A 14,159-nucleotide genomic window follows, 5' to 3' on the forward strand; every position below is an offset into this window, starting at 1 on the left:
CATGCCGGAGTATCAGAACATATTCACGCAGGTGCAGGTCCGCGGACCCGCCGAAATGGGAATGGACGACAGCGGCCTGATGGCCCAAGAGCGTACCGGCGGCGCAGGGTTCTCGAACCTGCTGGGCTGGATCGGCAACGCGCAGCTCGGACCGATCTATCTGGGCTATGCCGGGGTCATCAGCCTCGTCACCGGGACGCTGTGGCTCAACATCATCGGGTTCAACATGCTCGCCCAGGTGGGCTGGTCGATCCCCGAGTTCATCCGCCAGCTCTTCTGGCTTGCGCTCGAGCCGCCGGGGCCGGAATACGGCCTGTCGATGCCGCCGCTCAACGACGGCGGGTGGTTCATGATCGCGTCGTTCTTCCTTCTGGTCTCGGTGCTGGCCTGGTGGCTGCGCTCCTACCAGCTGGCGCAGGAACACAAGATGGGCAAGCACGTCTTCTGGGCGTTCGGCGCGGCGATCTGGCTCTTCCTGGTGCTGGGCCTCTTCCGTCCGGTGCTGATGGGCTCCTGGTCCGAGATGGTGCCCTACGGCATCTTCCCGCACCTCGACTGGACGACCGCCTTCTCGATCCGCTACGGCAACCTCTACTACAACCCGTTCCACTGCCTCTCGATCGTGTTCCTCTACGGCTCCGTGCTCTTGTTCGCGATGCACGGCGGCACGATCCTCGCGGTGTCCCGCTTCGGCGGCGACCGGGAGCTGGAGCAGATCTACGACCGTGGCACGGCCTCCGAACGGGCGGCGCTGTTCTGGCGCTGGACCATGGGCTTCAACGCCACGATGGAGGGTATCCACCGCTGGGCGTGGTGGTTCGCGGTGCTGACGCCGATCACCGGCGGCATCGGGATCCTGCTTACCGGAACGGTCGTGGACAACTGGTTCATCTGGGCCCAGGAGCACAACTTCGCACCGGCATACGATGGCTCCTACGGCTACGAGGCCTATGGTTCCTACGAGGCCTTCATCGGACAGGAGAACTGAGATGCTCCCCCAATGGTTCAACAAGTGGAATCGTGAGAACCCCACGAACATCTACGGCCCCGCCATCGGCGTTGGCGTGGTCGGGGGGGCCGTCTTCGTCGCCGCCCTGCTCGTCAGCTGGGGCCAGCCCTACGCGACCGACAGCCTGCAGACGGGTCCGCGCGGCACGGGGATGTCGGTTCCGGAGTTCGAGAGCGATCTCGCGACGCCGGACCCGACCATCGCCGGCTTTCTCGAGACCACCTCCGCGCCAATCCCGCCCCAGGGCGGCGAGGAGACCGCCGGCGACGCGCGGGACAACGTGCCCCCGGGCCTGGAGAACCTGACGGTCGAGAACTACGACCGTCTGCTCACGGCGATGCGCGCCTGGACCGGGATTCCGGATCTTTTCGAGGATGCGGGATCCTACCAGACCGCGGTGGGCCACGTGATGATCGGCATGACCCAGAATATCAACGAGAACTGGGCCGGGCACGTCAACGCGAACAAGGAGGTGGGCGTGACCTGCTACACCTGCCATCGCGGGCAGCCGGTGCCGAACAACATATGGTTCCGCGCCACGCCCACGGTGGAGACCATGGAAGGCTGGTCGGCCGTCCAGAACCGGGTGACCCCCCTCAGCCAGTACACCTCGCTGCCCTCCGACGCGCTCGAGGAGTACCTGGTGAACTACGGGGTGATCGCGGTGCACGATCTGGAAAGCCGTGTGGAGAACGACATCGCCAACGACCCGCTGATCCAGCACACCGAGCGGACCTACTCGCTGATGAACTACGTCAGCAACTCGCTCGGCGTGAACTGCCTGTTCTGCCACAACAGCCGGGCCTTCTACGCGTCGTCCGGCCAGATCACGCCGCAATGGGCCACCGCCAATCTGGGCATCCAGATGGTGCTCGAACTCAACAACGAGTACCTGATCCCGATCGAGGGGCTCTATCCGCCCGAGCGGTTGGGCCCGGTGCACGGCGACGCGCCCAAGGCCGCCTGCAAGACCTGCCACCAGGGCTACCAGCAACCGCTGCAGGGCACCAACGTCATCGCCGACTGGCCCGAGCTCGCCACGACGAGCGGGGAGCCGGTCTACGACACGCCCGCGGATCAGGCGGCGCTGACCGAATAGGGGCACGGGGGCGGCGTCGCGCCGCCCCGCCCCACGCCGCGTTCGGGCCGGCCCGGCGAGGGGTGGCCCGGGCGTCGGGGCCCAGGCCCCGGTTCCCTTCCTGTTGGCGACAGGAAACCGGCGCCGCGCCAGCTGCTTGCACTTCGGGCGCGGCGCCGACCCCCGGGTCGGTACATGACGGAGGACACGATGACGTTGCCCCAGACCCCCCTTCTCGACCGTGTCGCCGGGCCCTCGGACCTGCGCCACCTCCCGGACCGGGACCTCGCCGCGCTGGCCGACGAGCTGCGCGACGAGGTGATCTCCGCCGTCTCCGAGACGGGCGGGCATCTGGGCTCCTCCCTCGGGGTCGTCGAACTCACCGTGGCGATCCATGCCGTCTTCAACACGCCGATGGACAAGCTCGTCTGGGACGTCGGCCACCAGTGCTATCCGCACAAGATCCTGACCGGGCGGCGCGACCGCATCCGGACGCTTCGCCAGAAGGACGGGCTTTCGGGCTTCACCAAGCGCGCCGAAAGCGAGCACGATCCTTTCGGCGCCGCGCATTCCTCCACCTCGATTTCCGCCGCGCTCGGCTTCGCCGTGGGGCGCGACATGGGTCAGCCCACGGGCGATGCGATCGCCGTGATCGGCGACGGCGCGATCAGCGCGGGCATGGCCTACGAGGCGCTCAACAACGCGGGCCACGAGGGGCGGCGCCTTTTCGTGATCCTCAACGACAACGAGATGTCGATCGCGCCGCCCGTCGGCGCGATGTCGCGCTATCTGTCGCGGCTTTACGCCAACGAGCCGCTGGCGCGGATGCGCTCGCTCGCCGAGGGGTTCGAGGCCGCGCTGCCCGAGCCCATGCGGGAGGGCGCGCGCCGCGCCCGCCAGCTCGTCACCGGCGTGACCGGGCAGGGTACGCTCTTCGAGGAGCTCGGCTTCGAGTATGTGGGCCCTATCGACGGCCACGACATGAGCCAGCTCCTGCCCGTCCTGCGCGCGGCGCGGGCACGGGCCACCGGGCCGGTCCTGATCCATTGCTGCACGGTGAAGGGCAAGGGCTACGCCCCCGCCGAAAGCGCCGCCGACAAGTATCACGGGGTGGCGAAGTTCGACGTGGCGACCGGCACGCAGGCGAAATCGACGCCCGCCGCGCCCGCCTACACCGCCGTGTTCGGCGACGCGCTGACCCAGGCGGCGGCGCGCGATCCGAAGATCGTCGCGGTGACGGCGGCCATGCCGGGCGGCACCGGCGTGGACCGCATGGCGAAGCGTTTCCCGGGCCGCGTCTTCGACGTCGGCATCGCAGAGCAGCACGCCGTGACCTTCGCGGCGGGCATGGCGGCGAGCGGGCTGCGCCCGTTCTGCGCGATCTACTCCACCTTCCTTCAGCGCGGCTACGACCAGGTGGTGCATGACGTGGCGCTTCAGGGGCTGCCCGTGCGCTTCGCCATCGACCGGGCGGGGCTTGTGGGCGCCGACGGCGCGACCCATGCAGGAGCCTTCGATATCGGCTATCTCGGCGCGTTGCCGGGCATGACGCTGATGGCCGCCGCGGACGAGGCCGAGCTCGTCCACATGGTGGCCACCGCGGCGGCGTTCGACGAGGGGCCCATCGCCTTCCGCTACCCGCGTGGCGCGGGCGTCGGGGTCGCGATGCCCGAGGCGGGCCAACCCCTCGAGATCGGGCGCGGCCGCGTTCTCCGCGAGGGGACTGACGCGGCGATCTTCTCCTACGGCGCGCATCTTTCCGAGGCGCTCCGCGCGGCCGAGGTGCTGGATCGCGACGGCATCTCCGTCACCGTCGCCGACGCCCGCTTCGCCAAGCCGCTGGACGAGGCGCTGCTGCTGCGACTTGCGCGGAACCACGGCGCGCTGATCACGCTGGAGCAGGGTGCGATGGGCGGTTTCGGGGCGTTCGTCATGCACGCGCTCGCCCGGCATGGCGCGTTCGACCGTGGTCTCGCGATCCGCAACGTCGGCCTGCCCGACCGCTACATCGACCAGGCCAGGCCCGAAGACATGTATGCGGCGGCCGGAATGAGCGCGGCGGACATCGCCTCCGCCGTGCGCGACGCGCTTGGCCGCGGCGAGGCGGTCGCTCCGGGCGTCGTGCCGTTCCCTGCCGTGCGTTAGGGCAAGGCAAGGCGGCGGGACCGCTGAAACCACGGCAGCGCCGGCAAGGGCAGCCCTCGGGCGTTCACGCCGGAGCCAGACACGGCTTGCACGCGCGGGCCTGAAGGCTCCATTTCGGCCTCTCCGTCAGCCCGGGCGCCGCGGGTCACCCGTTTCCGACACGCCTGCCCGCGTCCTGCAAGGGGGCCCGGCTGCGCGCGTTGCCGGCCTCTGCCGCCTTGCGGAGCAGGCGTACCAGCTCGGTGCGTTCGGCCGGGTCGAGCCCTGACAGGATCTCGTCCTGAAGGGCACGCACGACGGGATCGGCCTCAGCGAGCAGCGCCTCGCCGGCCCGTGTCGGCCGCAGCACCCGGGCGCGCCGGTCGCGGGCGCTGACATCCCGTTCGACGAGCCCCTTGGCTTCCAGCCTGTCCACCACGCCGCCAATCGTCACGCGGTCGTAGGCGATGAGGCCCGCGAGCGTCGCCTGGTCCACGCCCGGGTTCCGGGCGAGCGCGGAAAGCGCGGCGAACTGCACCGGGGTCAGGTCATGGCCCGCCCGCCGCATCGCGCCGGCGAAGACGGAAACCGAGATCTGGTGCAGCCGCCGGATCAGGTGGCCCGGCATCTCGTGAAGGTCCAGCATCCCGGAAGGGTAGGCGCGTGCCCGATAATTGACAAGTATACTTATCATTCGTACAGGTCGTGTGAGAGCCGGCACCGCCGGCAAGGGAGGACTGCATGACCGATTTCCTGTTCGAACCGCCGGCCACGCCGGGTGTTCCCGTTGCGGGCGAGGCGGCGCTCTATCCGGTGGGGCGCATCTTCTGCGTGGGGCGCAACTACGCCGCCCACGCCGCCGAGATGGGGGTGGAGGCCGACCGCGAGGCGCCCTTCTACTTCACCAAGTCGCCCTCGGCCTTCCTCGCCTCGGGCGCGACGCTGCCCTACCCGCCGGGTACGGAAAACCTGCATTACGAGATGGAACTGGCGCTGGCCATCGGCGCGCCGGCCTTCCGGGTGAGCGCGGCCGACGCGCCGGCCGCGATCTACGCCTATGGCTGCGCCCTCGACATGACGCGGCGCGACCTGCAGCTCAAGGCCCGCGAGAAGCAGCGGCCCTGGGATCTCGGCAAGGATGTCGAGGGCTCCGCTGTCTTCGCGCCGATGACCCGGGCCGCCGAACTGGGCGAGATCGGCCCGCAGCGCATCCATCTTTCCGTCAACGGCGAGATCAGGCAGGACGCCCGTCTCTCCGACCTGATCCATTCGGTGCCCGAGATCGTCGCGGACCTCTCGAAGTTCTATCACCTGCGTCCGGGCGACCTGATCATGACGGGCACGCCCGCGGGGGTCGGCCCGGTGGAGCCGGGGGACCGGATCGAGGGCGGGGTGGACGGGCTCGCGCCCATCTCGCTCGCCATCGGTCCGGCGGAGTAGCCCCGTGACTCAACGGCCCGTCCTGATCGCCGGAGGCGGTATCGGTGGCCTCGCGGCCGCCATCGGCCTCGCCCGTGCGGGGATCCCCGTGTTGGTGCTGGAGAAGGCGCGCCAGCTCGGCGAGATCGGCGCGGGCATCCAGCTTGGCCCGAACGCCTTCCACGCCTTCGATTATCTCGGCGTCGGAGAGACGGCGCGCAAGATGGCGGTCTACGTGGACAGCCTTCGCCTGATGGACGCGCTGACGGCGGAGGAAATCTGCCGCATCCCGCTCGGAGAGGCGTTCCGCACACGGATGGGCAACCCCTACGCCGTGGTGCACCGGGGCGAATTGCACGGCGTCTTCCTCAAGGCGTGCGAGGCGCATCCGCTCGTGGAGCTGCGAACCTCGTCTGCCGTCGCGAGCTACGCGCAGGACGGCGAGACCGCGACCGCGATCCTCGAGTCCGGTGAGCGCGTGACGGGCCGCGCGCTTATCGGCGCCGACGGTCTCTGGTCGCCCATACGCGCGCAGCTCGCGGGGGACGGCGCGCCACGCGTTTCCGGCCACACCACCTACCGGAGCGTGATCCCGGTCGAGGAGATGCCGGAGGAGCTGCGCTGGAACGCCGCGACGCTCTGGGCCGGTCCGAAGTGCCATATCGTGCACTACCCGCTCTCGGGCTGGAAGCTCTTCAACCTGGTCGTGACCTATCACAACCACGCGGCCGAGCCGGCGGCGGGCAAGCCGGTCTCGCACGACGAGGTGCGCCGCGGCTTCGAGCATGTCGCGCCGATGGCGCGGCAGATCATCGAAAAGGGACAGGACTGGAAGCTCTGGGTGCTTTGCGACCGGGAGCCGGTGGCGAACTGGGTGGACGGGCGCGTGGCGCTTCTGGGCGATGCGGCGCACCCCATGCTGCAATACATGGCGCAGGGCGCGTGCATGGCGATGGAGGACGCGGTGGCGCTCGCCCACGAGATGGAGGCGGCCGGCGGCGATGTCGCGGCGGCGCTTCCGGCCTACAACGCGCGCCGCGCGCTGCGCACCGCGCGGGTGCAGCTCCAGTCGCGCGCGGTGGGCGAGCATGTCTACCACCCGGCGGGGGCCCATGCGGAGCTGAGGAACGCGATCATGCGGGCCAAGAGCCCGGAAGACTGGTACGACACGTTGGATTGGCTCTACGGTTCCACCGGGCTCGAGGGCGCGGTCTCGCAGGAGATGCGCGGCCGCCGCGCCGGCTAACCCAACGCCACGTCGAGAATCAGCATCACGACAAGGCCCACGGTCAGCCCGGCGGTGGCCTGTTTGCGGTAGCCGGAGCGGTGCGTCTCGGGGATGATCTCGTGGCTGATGATGTAAAGCATCGCGCCCGCCGCGAAGGTGAGGCCCCAGGGCAGAAGAGGCTCGGCAAGCGTGAGCGCGGCGGCGCCCAGAAGGCCCCCCACCGGCTCCACCAGCCCGGTCAGCGTGGCGATCAGCACGGCGCGGCCCGGAGGATAGCGCTCGCCCACGAGCGCGAGCGCCACCGCGAGCCCCTCGGGCATGTTCTGAAGCCCGATCCCGAGGGCGAGCGCGGCACCCTTGCCCACGTCGCCGGAGGCGAAGCCCACGCCCACCGCCATGCCTTCGGGAAAGTTGTGCAGCGTGATGGCGATGACGAAAAGCCAGATCTTCTCGAGTCGTGTGCCCGACGGGCCCTCGGGGCCCGAGACGAAATGCCGGTGGGGCACGCGCTCGTTCAGACCCCACATCGCGGCCACCCCGAGCAGGATCCCGGCCGAGGCGATGAGCGCCGGGGGCAGCCGCCCATCGTAGCGCTCGCCGGCGTGGTCGATCGCGGGCAGGATCAGCGAGAAGAAACTCGCGGTAAGCATCACGCCCGCCGCGAAACCCAGAAGCGTGTTCGACATGCGTTCGGACACGCGGCGTCCGAAAAGGACCGGAAGCGCGCCGGCGCCCGTCATGAGCCCCGCGCCAAGGCTGCCCGCGAGACCGAGGATGACCGGATCGCCCGGTTGCATGCCCGCGACCCCGGGGCGCGCGGCTAGGCCATCACGCGGCCGAAGATCTCCGCCCGGTGCCGCTCCAGGTAGATCCGGAGCCAGGGCGTGAACCGGTCGGCGTGGCGCGAGACCTCCTCCACGAGCGTGGAGAGCGGAAGCCAGCGCGTCGCCATGACCTCCTCTGGGTCCGGGGCCGCCGCGATCCGGCGCCCCGCCCGGGCGACGAAGACATCCACGACCTCGTGTTCGATAAGGTTCCCGCCCACCGGCGCGCGGTATTCCAGCTGTCCGCGATAGGTCAGCGGCAATCCCTCGATGCCGAGTTCTTCATGCAGGCGGCGGCGCGCGCAGTCCTGCGGCGCCTCGTCCCAGCCCGGATGCGTGCAGCAGGAATTCGCCCAGAGCCCAGGCGTGTGATATTTCCCGAGCGCCCGGCGCTGGAGCAGGACCTCGTCGCCGTGCATCACGAAGACCGACACCGCCTTGTGCCGCAGCCCGCGGCGATGCGCCTCCAGCTTCTCGACCGGCGTCAGCGCGCCGTTGACCCAGGCGGGGACGGTGAGGCTCATGTATAGGTTTCCCTGACGATCCCGGAGAGGTGGGCGAGGTTCTTCAGCCCGATCTTTATATGGGCGAGCGGGCGGGATTTCACGAGTTCCTTGTTCATGTAGGCCTCGAAGGTCAAGCGCTGCACGTCCACGTCGTGGCACAGCGAGACGAAGCGTTCCCGCCGCGCATCGGAGCGGTAATAGGCGTCCTGCATCACGCCGAGGATCTTGAAGACGCTCTTGTGCTCGCGCATGAAGAGGTGCCGGGCGAGCTTGAGCTTGGCGGTCTGGCCCGAGGTCAGCGTCGCGGCGGCGGCCGCGGCGGCGACGCGCCCGCCCATCATGGCGTAGAAGATCCCCTCTCCCGAGGAGGGTGCGACGACGCCCGCCGCGTCGCCGGCAAGCACCACGTCGCGGCCGTTGTCCCAGCGGTCGAGTGGCTTGAGCGGGATGGGCGCGCCCTCCTTCCGGATGGTCGGGCAATCGGCAAGGCCGGAGGCCGCGCGCAAATCGGCGGTGGCCTGCTTCACGTCCACCTCCTTCACCATGCTGCCCATGCCGACGCTCGCCGACTTGCCGTGGGGGAACACCCAGCCGTAGAAGTCGGGCGAGATGCGCCCGTCATAGACGACGTCGCAGCGCTCGGGGTCGTAGCTGCCGATCTTGCCGGGCGCCTCGATGATCTCGTGATAGGCGATCACGTAGGGGATCTTGTCGCCGCCCGGCACTTCCTGCCGCGCCACGCCGGAACGCGCGCCGTCCGCGCCGATCACCAGCGTCGTGGCCAGCCGCCGGGTCTCGCCCGTCTCCTTGTCGCGGAAGACGACATGCGTGCCCGTCTCGTCGCGCTCGATCTTCGTGAACGTGCCGCGGTAGCGATCCGCGCCGGCGGCCTCCGCGCGGTCGCGAAGGAAGGCGTCGAAATGCTCCCGGTCGACCATGCCGACGAAGCCGTTCTCGATCGGGATGTCGACCTGGCGGCCGGTGGGCGAAATCATCCGCGCCGTGGTGATCTTGGCCACGAGCTGGTCCTCGGGAATGTCGAAATCCCGGATCGCGCGCGGCGGGATCGCGCCGCCGCAGGGTTTTATGCGCCCCTCGCGGTCGATGAAGGCGACCTTGCGGCCCTCGCGGGCGAGGTCTTCCGCGGCTGTGGCACCCGAGGGGCCAGCCCCCACGACGACGACATCATACATCTTTCATTCTCCCGGCATCAGCGCCGCGCCACGTCCGGCGCGGGTGGTTTCGATCACGCGGAGCGCCATCAGCGCCGCCACGAGGAAAAGAGTGGCCTCGGCCAGGAAGACGGCGCCGAAGGCGGTCGCCTCGCTGTCGAAGAGGCGGCGCATCAGGTCGGCGCCGGCCGCGCCGGCCAGCCCGCCGAAGCCCGCCGCGATGGCCTGCGCCGCACCCCAGAGGCCCATGCGCGTGCCTTCGCGCGTTTCGCGGCCGCGGCCCGCAAGCGCCATCATGGAGCCGATGGCGGCCACCGCGAACACCCCGTTGAAAAAGCCCAGCGCCACGACGGCGGGCATCAGCAGCGGCCGAAGCCCGAGACTGCCCGCGGTGGCGATGACGATGAGGCTTGCCGCCGAGCCGAGGCAGCCCGCGATGACCCAGCCGCGAAGACTTCCAAGCCGGAAACCGGTCGCGGCAATGCCCACGAGCAGCATGCCCAGAAACACGCCGCCGTTCTGCGCGCCCGACAGCGTGGTGGACTGTCCCGGCGTCAGCCCGAAGACGAGGCCGGCGAAGGGTTCGAGGATCAGTTCCTGCATGAAATAGGCGGTCATGGACAGGAAGACGAAGATCGTGAAATTGCGGGCATGAGGCTCACCCCATACCTCGCGCAGGCCCTCGCGAAAGCTCATCTCGTCATGCGACGGCTGCGCCGCGACGCGACGCTCGATCCCCCAGACGGAGACCAGGGTGAGAAGGACCGCGCCGCAGGTCACGACGGCGACGATGCGCAGCAGGAGCGCGTGGCTGTAAGGCTCCAGGAAGGCGCCCACCGTCCCCGCGGTCACGGCGATGCCGAGAATCATCATCAGCCAGGTGATCGTGGCCGCCGCGGCGCGGCGGGGCGGCGCCGTGGCGGTGGCGAGCAGGGCGAGCAGCGAGGTGCCCGAGGCGCCGACGCCGATCCCGATGAGCGCATAGGCCAGGATGGACACCGAAAGGCCGAGTGCGAAGCTCGTGTCCAGAAGGACGACGCCCCAGGCCGCCCCGAAGCCGCCGGCCGCGAGGACCGCCATGCCGCCCACGATGAAGAGCGTCCGGTTGCCGCCCGCGTCCGACAGGAAGCCCCAGTTCGGGCGCGTGATCTGGATGCCGTAATGCAATGCGACCAGAAGGCCCGGCAGCACCGCGGGCAGCGCCAGTTCGACGACCATCAGGCGGTTGAGGGTGGAGGTCGTGAGCACCACGATCGCGCCGAGGCTCATCTGCACGAGCCCCAGCCGGAAGATCGATAGCCAGGACAGCGTCATCCCGCACCTCCCAGCGCGCGAAGCGCGAAGGCCGCGATCATCATGCCCGAGACATACATCGCCACGCCCGTGCCGTTGAACCACGGCGCCTTGCCCTTCGGGTCGCGCATCATCACTTGCGCTGCCCAGATCTGTCCGAGGATCAGCACCGCGATCGCCGCCGCGTGCCATTCGCGGCCCCAGCCGGCGAGCAGCGTGAACACCACGATCTGCGGCAGGATCATCACCCATGCCGCGACCCGGGCCGCACGTTCCGGGCCCAAAACGACCGGCAGCGATTCGACCCCGGTCTGACGGTCGCCTTCCAGCGCCTTGAAATCGTTCAGGGTCATGATGCCGTGCGCGCCGATCCCGTAGAGCAGGGCGATGGTCACGATCTCGGGCGAGGGCGCGCCCGCCGAAAGGACGGCCGCGCCGGTGAACCACGGCAGCGTTTCATAGGAGAGGCCGACAAGGCCCGGCCCGGCGATGCCAGACCGCTTCAGCCGCACCGGCTCGGCCGAATAGGCCCAGGCGGCGATGACGCCCACCACCGTCGCGCCGAATCCCCAGGGGCCCAGCTGCCAGCCGACGACGAGCGCCAGCGCCGACATCGCGAGCGCGATCCAGAGGCCCCAGCGGCCGGGAATGCGCCCCGAGGGGATCGGGCGGTCCGGTTCATTGATGGCGTCGACCTCGCGGTCGCACCAGTCGTTCGCGGCCTGGCTCATCCCGCAGACGAGCGGGCCTGCCAGCACCACGCCGAGCAGCACGAGGCCCAGACTGTCGAAAGGGTTCGCGCCGACCGAGACGAGGCCGCACAGGTAGGCCCACATCGGCGGGAACCAGGTGATCGGTTTCAGCAGCGTCAGAACCGCCCCGGGTTCGGGCAGCCGACGCTCGGACTGTAAGTTTTCCAAGACACTCATGTGTCAAGTAAACTATACAATCGAGAGTCGCGAAAGGGTTTTCTTGCCTGTCGCGCTTTATTCGTCGGGGTCGTTGCTGCTGTCGATGAGGCCGTATTTGCGAAGCTTCACGTAGAGGCTTTGCCGGGACAGGCCGAGCATCTCGGCCGCGGCCACGCGGTTGTTGTCGGTCAGGCGGATCGCCGTCTCGATGCAGAGCTTTTCCACGACGTCGGTCGTCGCGCCGACGAGTTCCTTGAGCGACGCGGTGCCCACGAGGTCCATCACGTTCTGCATGGCCTCGTCGCTGACGGCGGCGCCGGCCTCGGCGATGCCGCGCGGCTGGGACGTCGTCACGTCACGGAGGATGAAGCCGATGCCCCGGTCCACGCGGCCGCGAAGCCTGGCGGCCGAAAGCTCGACGGTCGCGCGCATGCCGACGACGCTTTCGAGTTGTGCCGCGTACCCCTTGATCTTGCCGGTCTTCTCGAGCGCTTCGAGAATGAGCTTCATGTCGACCGAGCCGCGGGCGAGGAAATCCGCGATGGAACGCCCTTCCACGTCGCGCTGCTGCGCCGCGTCGGTCAGGCGCAGGAACCCCTCGTTGGCCTCGCGGATCACGCCCTTGGCGTCCGTCAGCACGATCGCGTCCGGCGTATATTCGTAAAGCCGGGCGAGACTGCGGGCAAGCTCGCGCCCGGTTCCCTCCTCGTCCGACAGGGCCTCGATCCGGACCAGCATCGACACCTCGCCGGAGGCCCGGAAGAACTCGGGAAGGAGCCGCACGTCGCGGGCGGTGCGGCGCACCACGGCCGGAACGCCGGTGCCGTGTTCGGATGCCGCGGCGGTCTTCAGGCTCTCGCCGAACTCGCCCTTGCGCCGGCCCTCGAAGCACTGGGCGAGGGCGCTGGCGCTCAGGTTGTCGGTCTTCACGCCCAGCAGATCCATCGCGGCACGGTTCATGTCGATCGCACGCCCCGAGTCGGGATCCACGGTGATCATGGGTGTGGCGGCGGCATCGAACACGACGCGATACCGCGTCTCCACGCCGCGGAACCGCTCGAGGTCGCGTTCCCGCGCCATCTGCTCGCGCACAAGGCGTTGCTGCAGATCCGCGAAGGGCTGCATGTCGCGCCCCAGAAGCAGGATGCCGTTGTCTTCGCCGGTGTCGTGGAGCGTGTAGCGAATGGGAAATTCCCAGTTCGCGTTGTCGACGTGGTTGAGCTCCATCGGTCGCACGATCGCATCGCGGTCCGACAGGACCGTCGCCATGCGATCTTCGAACTTGGCCATGCTGTCCTCGGAGAGGAAGTCCCGGAAATCGCGGCCCACCCAATGGTCGAGGCAGCCGAGATAGGGGCTGTCGGGGCTGACAGAGATGCCCTTGACCTTGCCGGTCCTGTCGATTGCCACCGCGATGTCGGCGAACTGCTCGATGATGCGCTCGACGCGGGACGGCGCGGGTAGTACGCCGACGCGTACCCGTTCATGCATCCGTCCCTGCTTGGTCACGGCGTCCTTCCTATCGCTGCGCCATGAACCCCGTGTTCATGACGACTGCTCTATAGATAGTGGTTCGACCCGGGATGCAACAAGGCCACAGGCCTCGATCGCGCCCTGTGTCGTCATCGCAGCATGATCGGCGCCGCATCTTGCCAGCAAATCGGGCACATGGCCCACGGCTTGGCCGCCCACCACGACGGGCGGAAGCGATCCGCACGCCGCGCGGAGGTGGCCGATCAACGCTCCCACGCGGTCCACGGCGCGGTCGGTCGCGCAGCTTACGCCGATCATGTCGAAACCGCCCGCCGCGATCTGCCCGGCAAGCTCATCGGGGTGGCCGCCGATCGCCATCCGCACACGGTGGCCCAGCCGGTTGAACTGGTCGGCCGCGACGAAGGCGCCAAGCGCGTGGTTTTCGAACTCCGGCACGACGACGAGAGTCGCCAGCGTCTGCGGCGCGGCCTGGGCCGGGGCGGGAAGGGGGCCGGAGGCGCGGCGGTCGCGAAGGATGCGCTGAAGCCGGGCGGTGCCCGTGGTGACGTCCACGAAGCTTACCTCGTCGCGGACCCAGCGATCGCCGAGACGCGCCGCCGCGCGCGGGATGATCACGTCGTGGATCGTGTCGGTGCTGAAGCCGCTCGCGACAAGCGAGGTGATCGTGAGTTGATGAGAGGTCTCGACCTCGGCGAGCAGCGCGTCGCAAAGACGCTCGACCCACCCGTCGATGCTGTCCGGCGCGGTTTCCTGTCGGGATTCGGCCAGCAGGCGGATCGCGGACTCTGCCAGCGCCTCGATGGTCGTGCCCGAGTTCCGCTCGTCTTCGCGCGCACACTCCAGGTTGTTGGATACGGGATGCATTCTGTCCTCCGTCAGCAGGCGCAAGGGATCCTCGCCGGCAACCCGCCCGGCCGATCCTGTCGAAAACAGTGCGTACTGCTCGCCAACGCTGTCAAACGATCGTGACACATCGCGCCCGCGCGACGGCGTAGCGCCCTGTTTTTGCCCCAAAAAATTTTTCCGAAATTTCAGGTGCTTTCGTTTGGAAATCAAAAACAACGGAGTTTCATGGCCGCATGGGGTGTGAGTCGGATAAAA

General features: G+C 68.9%; 13 protein-coding genes. 5 read left to right on the forward strand and 8 right to left on the reverse strand.

What is annotated here, in order from left to right:
• Position 1 precedes the first annotated feature (1 nt).
• The 3 genes from pufM to dxs all read left to right on the forward strand — a co-directional run bounded on the left by pufM (position 2) and on the right by dxs (position 4,232).
• Positions 2 to 988, forward strand: a complete 987-nt coding sequence (gene pufM, locus AB6A66_RS08540; RefSeq protein ID WP_371038766.1) for a photosynthetic reaction center subunit M — start codon at positions 2 to 4, stop codon at positions 986 to 988.
• Position 989: 1 nt separating this feature from the next.
• On the forward strand, positions 990 to 2,108 hold the full coding sequence (pufC, locus tag AB6A66_RS08545) for a photosynthetic reaction center cytochrome PufC (RefSeq protein ID WP_371055546.1): 1,119 nt from the start codon (positions 990 to 992) through the stop codon (positions 2,106 to 2,108).
• A 189-nt stretch (positions 2,109 to 2,297) separates the two neighbouring features.
• On the forward strand, positions 2,298 to 4,232 hold the full coding sequence (gene dxs / locus AB6A66_RS08550) for a 1-deoxy-D-xylulose-5-phosphate synthase (RefSeq protein ID WP_371055547.1): 1,935 nt from the start codon (positions 2,298 to 2,300) through the stop codon (positions 4,230 to 4,232).
• Between the two features lie 145 nt (positions 4,233 to 4,377).
• On the opposite strand, the gene AB6A66_RS08555 is transcribed toward dxs, so the two are convergent.
• Entirely contained in the window at positions 4,378 to 4,905 is a 528-nt protein-coding gene (locus AB6A66_RS08555; RefSeq protein WP_371055548.1) for a MarR family winged helix-turn-helix transcriptional regulator, read from the reverse strand.
• Positions 4,906 to 4,952: 47 nt separating this feature from the next.
• On the opposite strand from AB6A66_RS08555, the gene AB6A66_RS08560 reads away from it, so the two are divergent.
• Entirely contained in the window at positions 4,953 to 5,651 is a 699-nt protein-coding gene (locus AB6A66_RS08560; protein ID WP_371055549.1) for a fumarylacetoacetate hydrolase family protein, read from the forward strand.
• A 4-nt stretch (positions 5,652 to 5,655) separates the two neighbouring features.
• Positions 5,656 to 6,876 (forward strand): 3-hydroxybenzoate 6-monooxygenase, encoded by a 1,221-nt coding sequence (locus tag AB6A66_RS08565; protein WP_371055550.1) that lies wholly within the window; start codon positions 5,656 to 5,658, stop codon positions 6,874 to 6,876.
• On the opposite strand, the gene AB6A66_RS08570 is transcribed toward AB6A66_RS08565, so the two are convergent.
• The 7 genes from AB6A66_RS08570 to AB6A66_RS08600 are packed head-to-tail and all read right to left on the reverse strand — an operon-like array spanning position 6,873 to position 14,120.
• The gene (locus AB6A66_RS08570; RefSeq protein ID WP_371055551.1) at positions 6,873 to 7,655 is read right to left on the reverse strand and encodes a ZIP family metal transporter; all 783 of its coding nucleotides are present in this window, start codon (positions 7,653 to 7,655) and stop codon (positions 6,873 to 6,875) included. The two genes, AB6A66_RS08565 and AB6A66_RS08570, sit on opposite strands and share 4 nt — an antisense overlap.
• Positions 7,656 to 7,678: 23 nt before the next feature.
• Complete coding sequence (gene idi / locus AB6A66_RS08575) at positions 7,679 to 8,206, reverse strand: isopentenyl-diphosphate Delta-isomerase (RefSeq protein ID WP_371055552.1); 528 nt, start codon at positions 8,204 to 8,206, stop codon at positions 7,679 to 7,681.
• Complete coding sequence (locus tag AB6A66_RS08580) at positions 8,203 to 9,381, reverse strand: geranylgeranyl diphosphate reductase (protein WP_371055553.1); 1,179 nt, start codon at positions 9,379 to 9,381, stop codon at positions 8,203 to 8,205. The genes idi and AB6A66_RS08580 overlap by 4 nt, the downstream gene beginning before the upstream one ends.
• 3 nt (positions 9,382 to 9,384) lie before the next feature.
• Positions 9,385 to 10,674, reverse strand: a complete 1,290-nt coding sequence (locus AB6A66_RS08585) for a BCD family MFS transporter (RefSeq protein ID WP_371055554.1) — start codon at positions 10,672 to 10,674, stop codon at positions 9,385 to 9,387.
• Entirely contained in the window at positions 10,671 to 11,582 is a 912-nt protein-coding gene (gene chlG, locus AB6A66_RS08590; RefSeq protein WP_371055555.1) for a chlorophyll synthase ChlG, read from the reverse strand. The genes AB6A66_RS08585 and chlG overlap by 4 nt, the downstream gene beginning before the upstream one ends.
• 57 nt (positions 11,583 to 11,639) lie before the next feature.
• Complete coding sequence (gene ppsR / locus AB6A66_RS08595) at positions 11,640 to 13,073, reverse strand: transcriptional regulator PpsR (protein WP_371055556.1); 1,434 nt, start codon at positions 13,071 to 13,073, stop codon at positions 11,640 to 11,642.
• Between the two features lie 36 nt (positions 13,074 to 13,109).
• The gene (locus AB6A66_RS08600; RefSeq protein WP_371055557.1) at positions 13,110 to 14,120 is read right to left on the reverse strand and encodes a B12-binding domain-containing protein; all 1,011 of its coding nucleotides are present in this window, start codon (positions 14,118 to 14,120) and stop codon (positions 13,110 to 13,112) included.
• Between the last annotated feature and the right edge of the window lie 39 nt (positions 14,121 to 14,159).

The sequence above is a fragment of the Rhodosalinus sp. K401 genome (assembly GCF_041365735.1).
Lineage (GTDB): Bacteria > Pseudomonadota > Alphaproteobacteria > Rhodobacterales > Rhodobacteraceae > Rhodosalinus.

Excerpts from the sequence above, each read along its gene's own strand:
- pufC (WP_371055546.1), top strand. The coding sequence starts at position 990 with ATGCTCCCCCAATGGTTCAACAAGTGGAATCGTGAGAACCCCACGAAC.
- dxs (WP_371055547.1), top strand. The coding sequence starts at position 2,298 with ATGACGTTGCCCCAGACCCCCCTTCTCGACCGTGTCGCCGGGCCCTCG.
- AB6A66_RS08570 (WP_371055551.1), bottom strand. The coding sequence starts at position 7,655 with ATGCAACCGGGCGATCCGGTCATCCTCGGTCTCGCGGGCAGCCTTGGC.
- AB6A66_RS08580 (WP_371055553.1), bottom strand. The coding sequence starts at position 9,381 with ATGTATGATGTCGTCGTCGTGGGGGCTGGCCCCTCGGGTGCCACAGCC.
- pufM (WP_371038766.1), top strand. The coding sequence starts at position 2 with ATGCCGGAGTATCAGAACATATTCACGCAGGTGCAGGTCCGCGGACCC.
- AB6A66_RS08585 (WP_371055554.1), bottom strand. The coding sequence starts at position 10,674 with ATGACGCTGTCCTGGCTATCGATCTTCCGGCTGGGGCTCGTGCAGATG.
- AB6A66_RS08560 (WP_371055549.1), top strand. The coding sequence starts at position 4,953 with ATGACCGATTTCCTGTTCGAACCGCCGGCCACGCCGGGTGTTCCCGTT.
- chlG (WP_371055555.1), bottom strand. The coding sequence starts at position 11,582 with ATGAGTGTCTTGGAAAACTTACAGTCCGAGCGTCGGCTGCCCGAACCC.
- AB6A66_RS08555 (WP_371055548.1), bottom strand. The coding sequence starts at position 4,905 with ATGATAAGTATACTTGTCAATTATCGGGCACGCGCCTACCCTTCCGGG.
- idi (WP_371055552.1), bottom strand. The coding sequence starts at position 8,206 with ATGAGCCTCACCGTCCCCGCCTGGGTCAACGGCGCGCTGACGCCGGTC.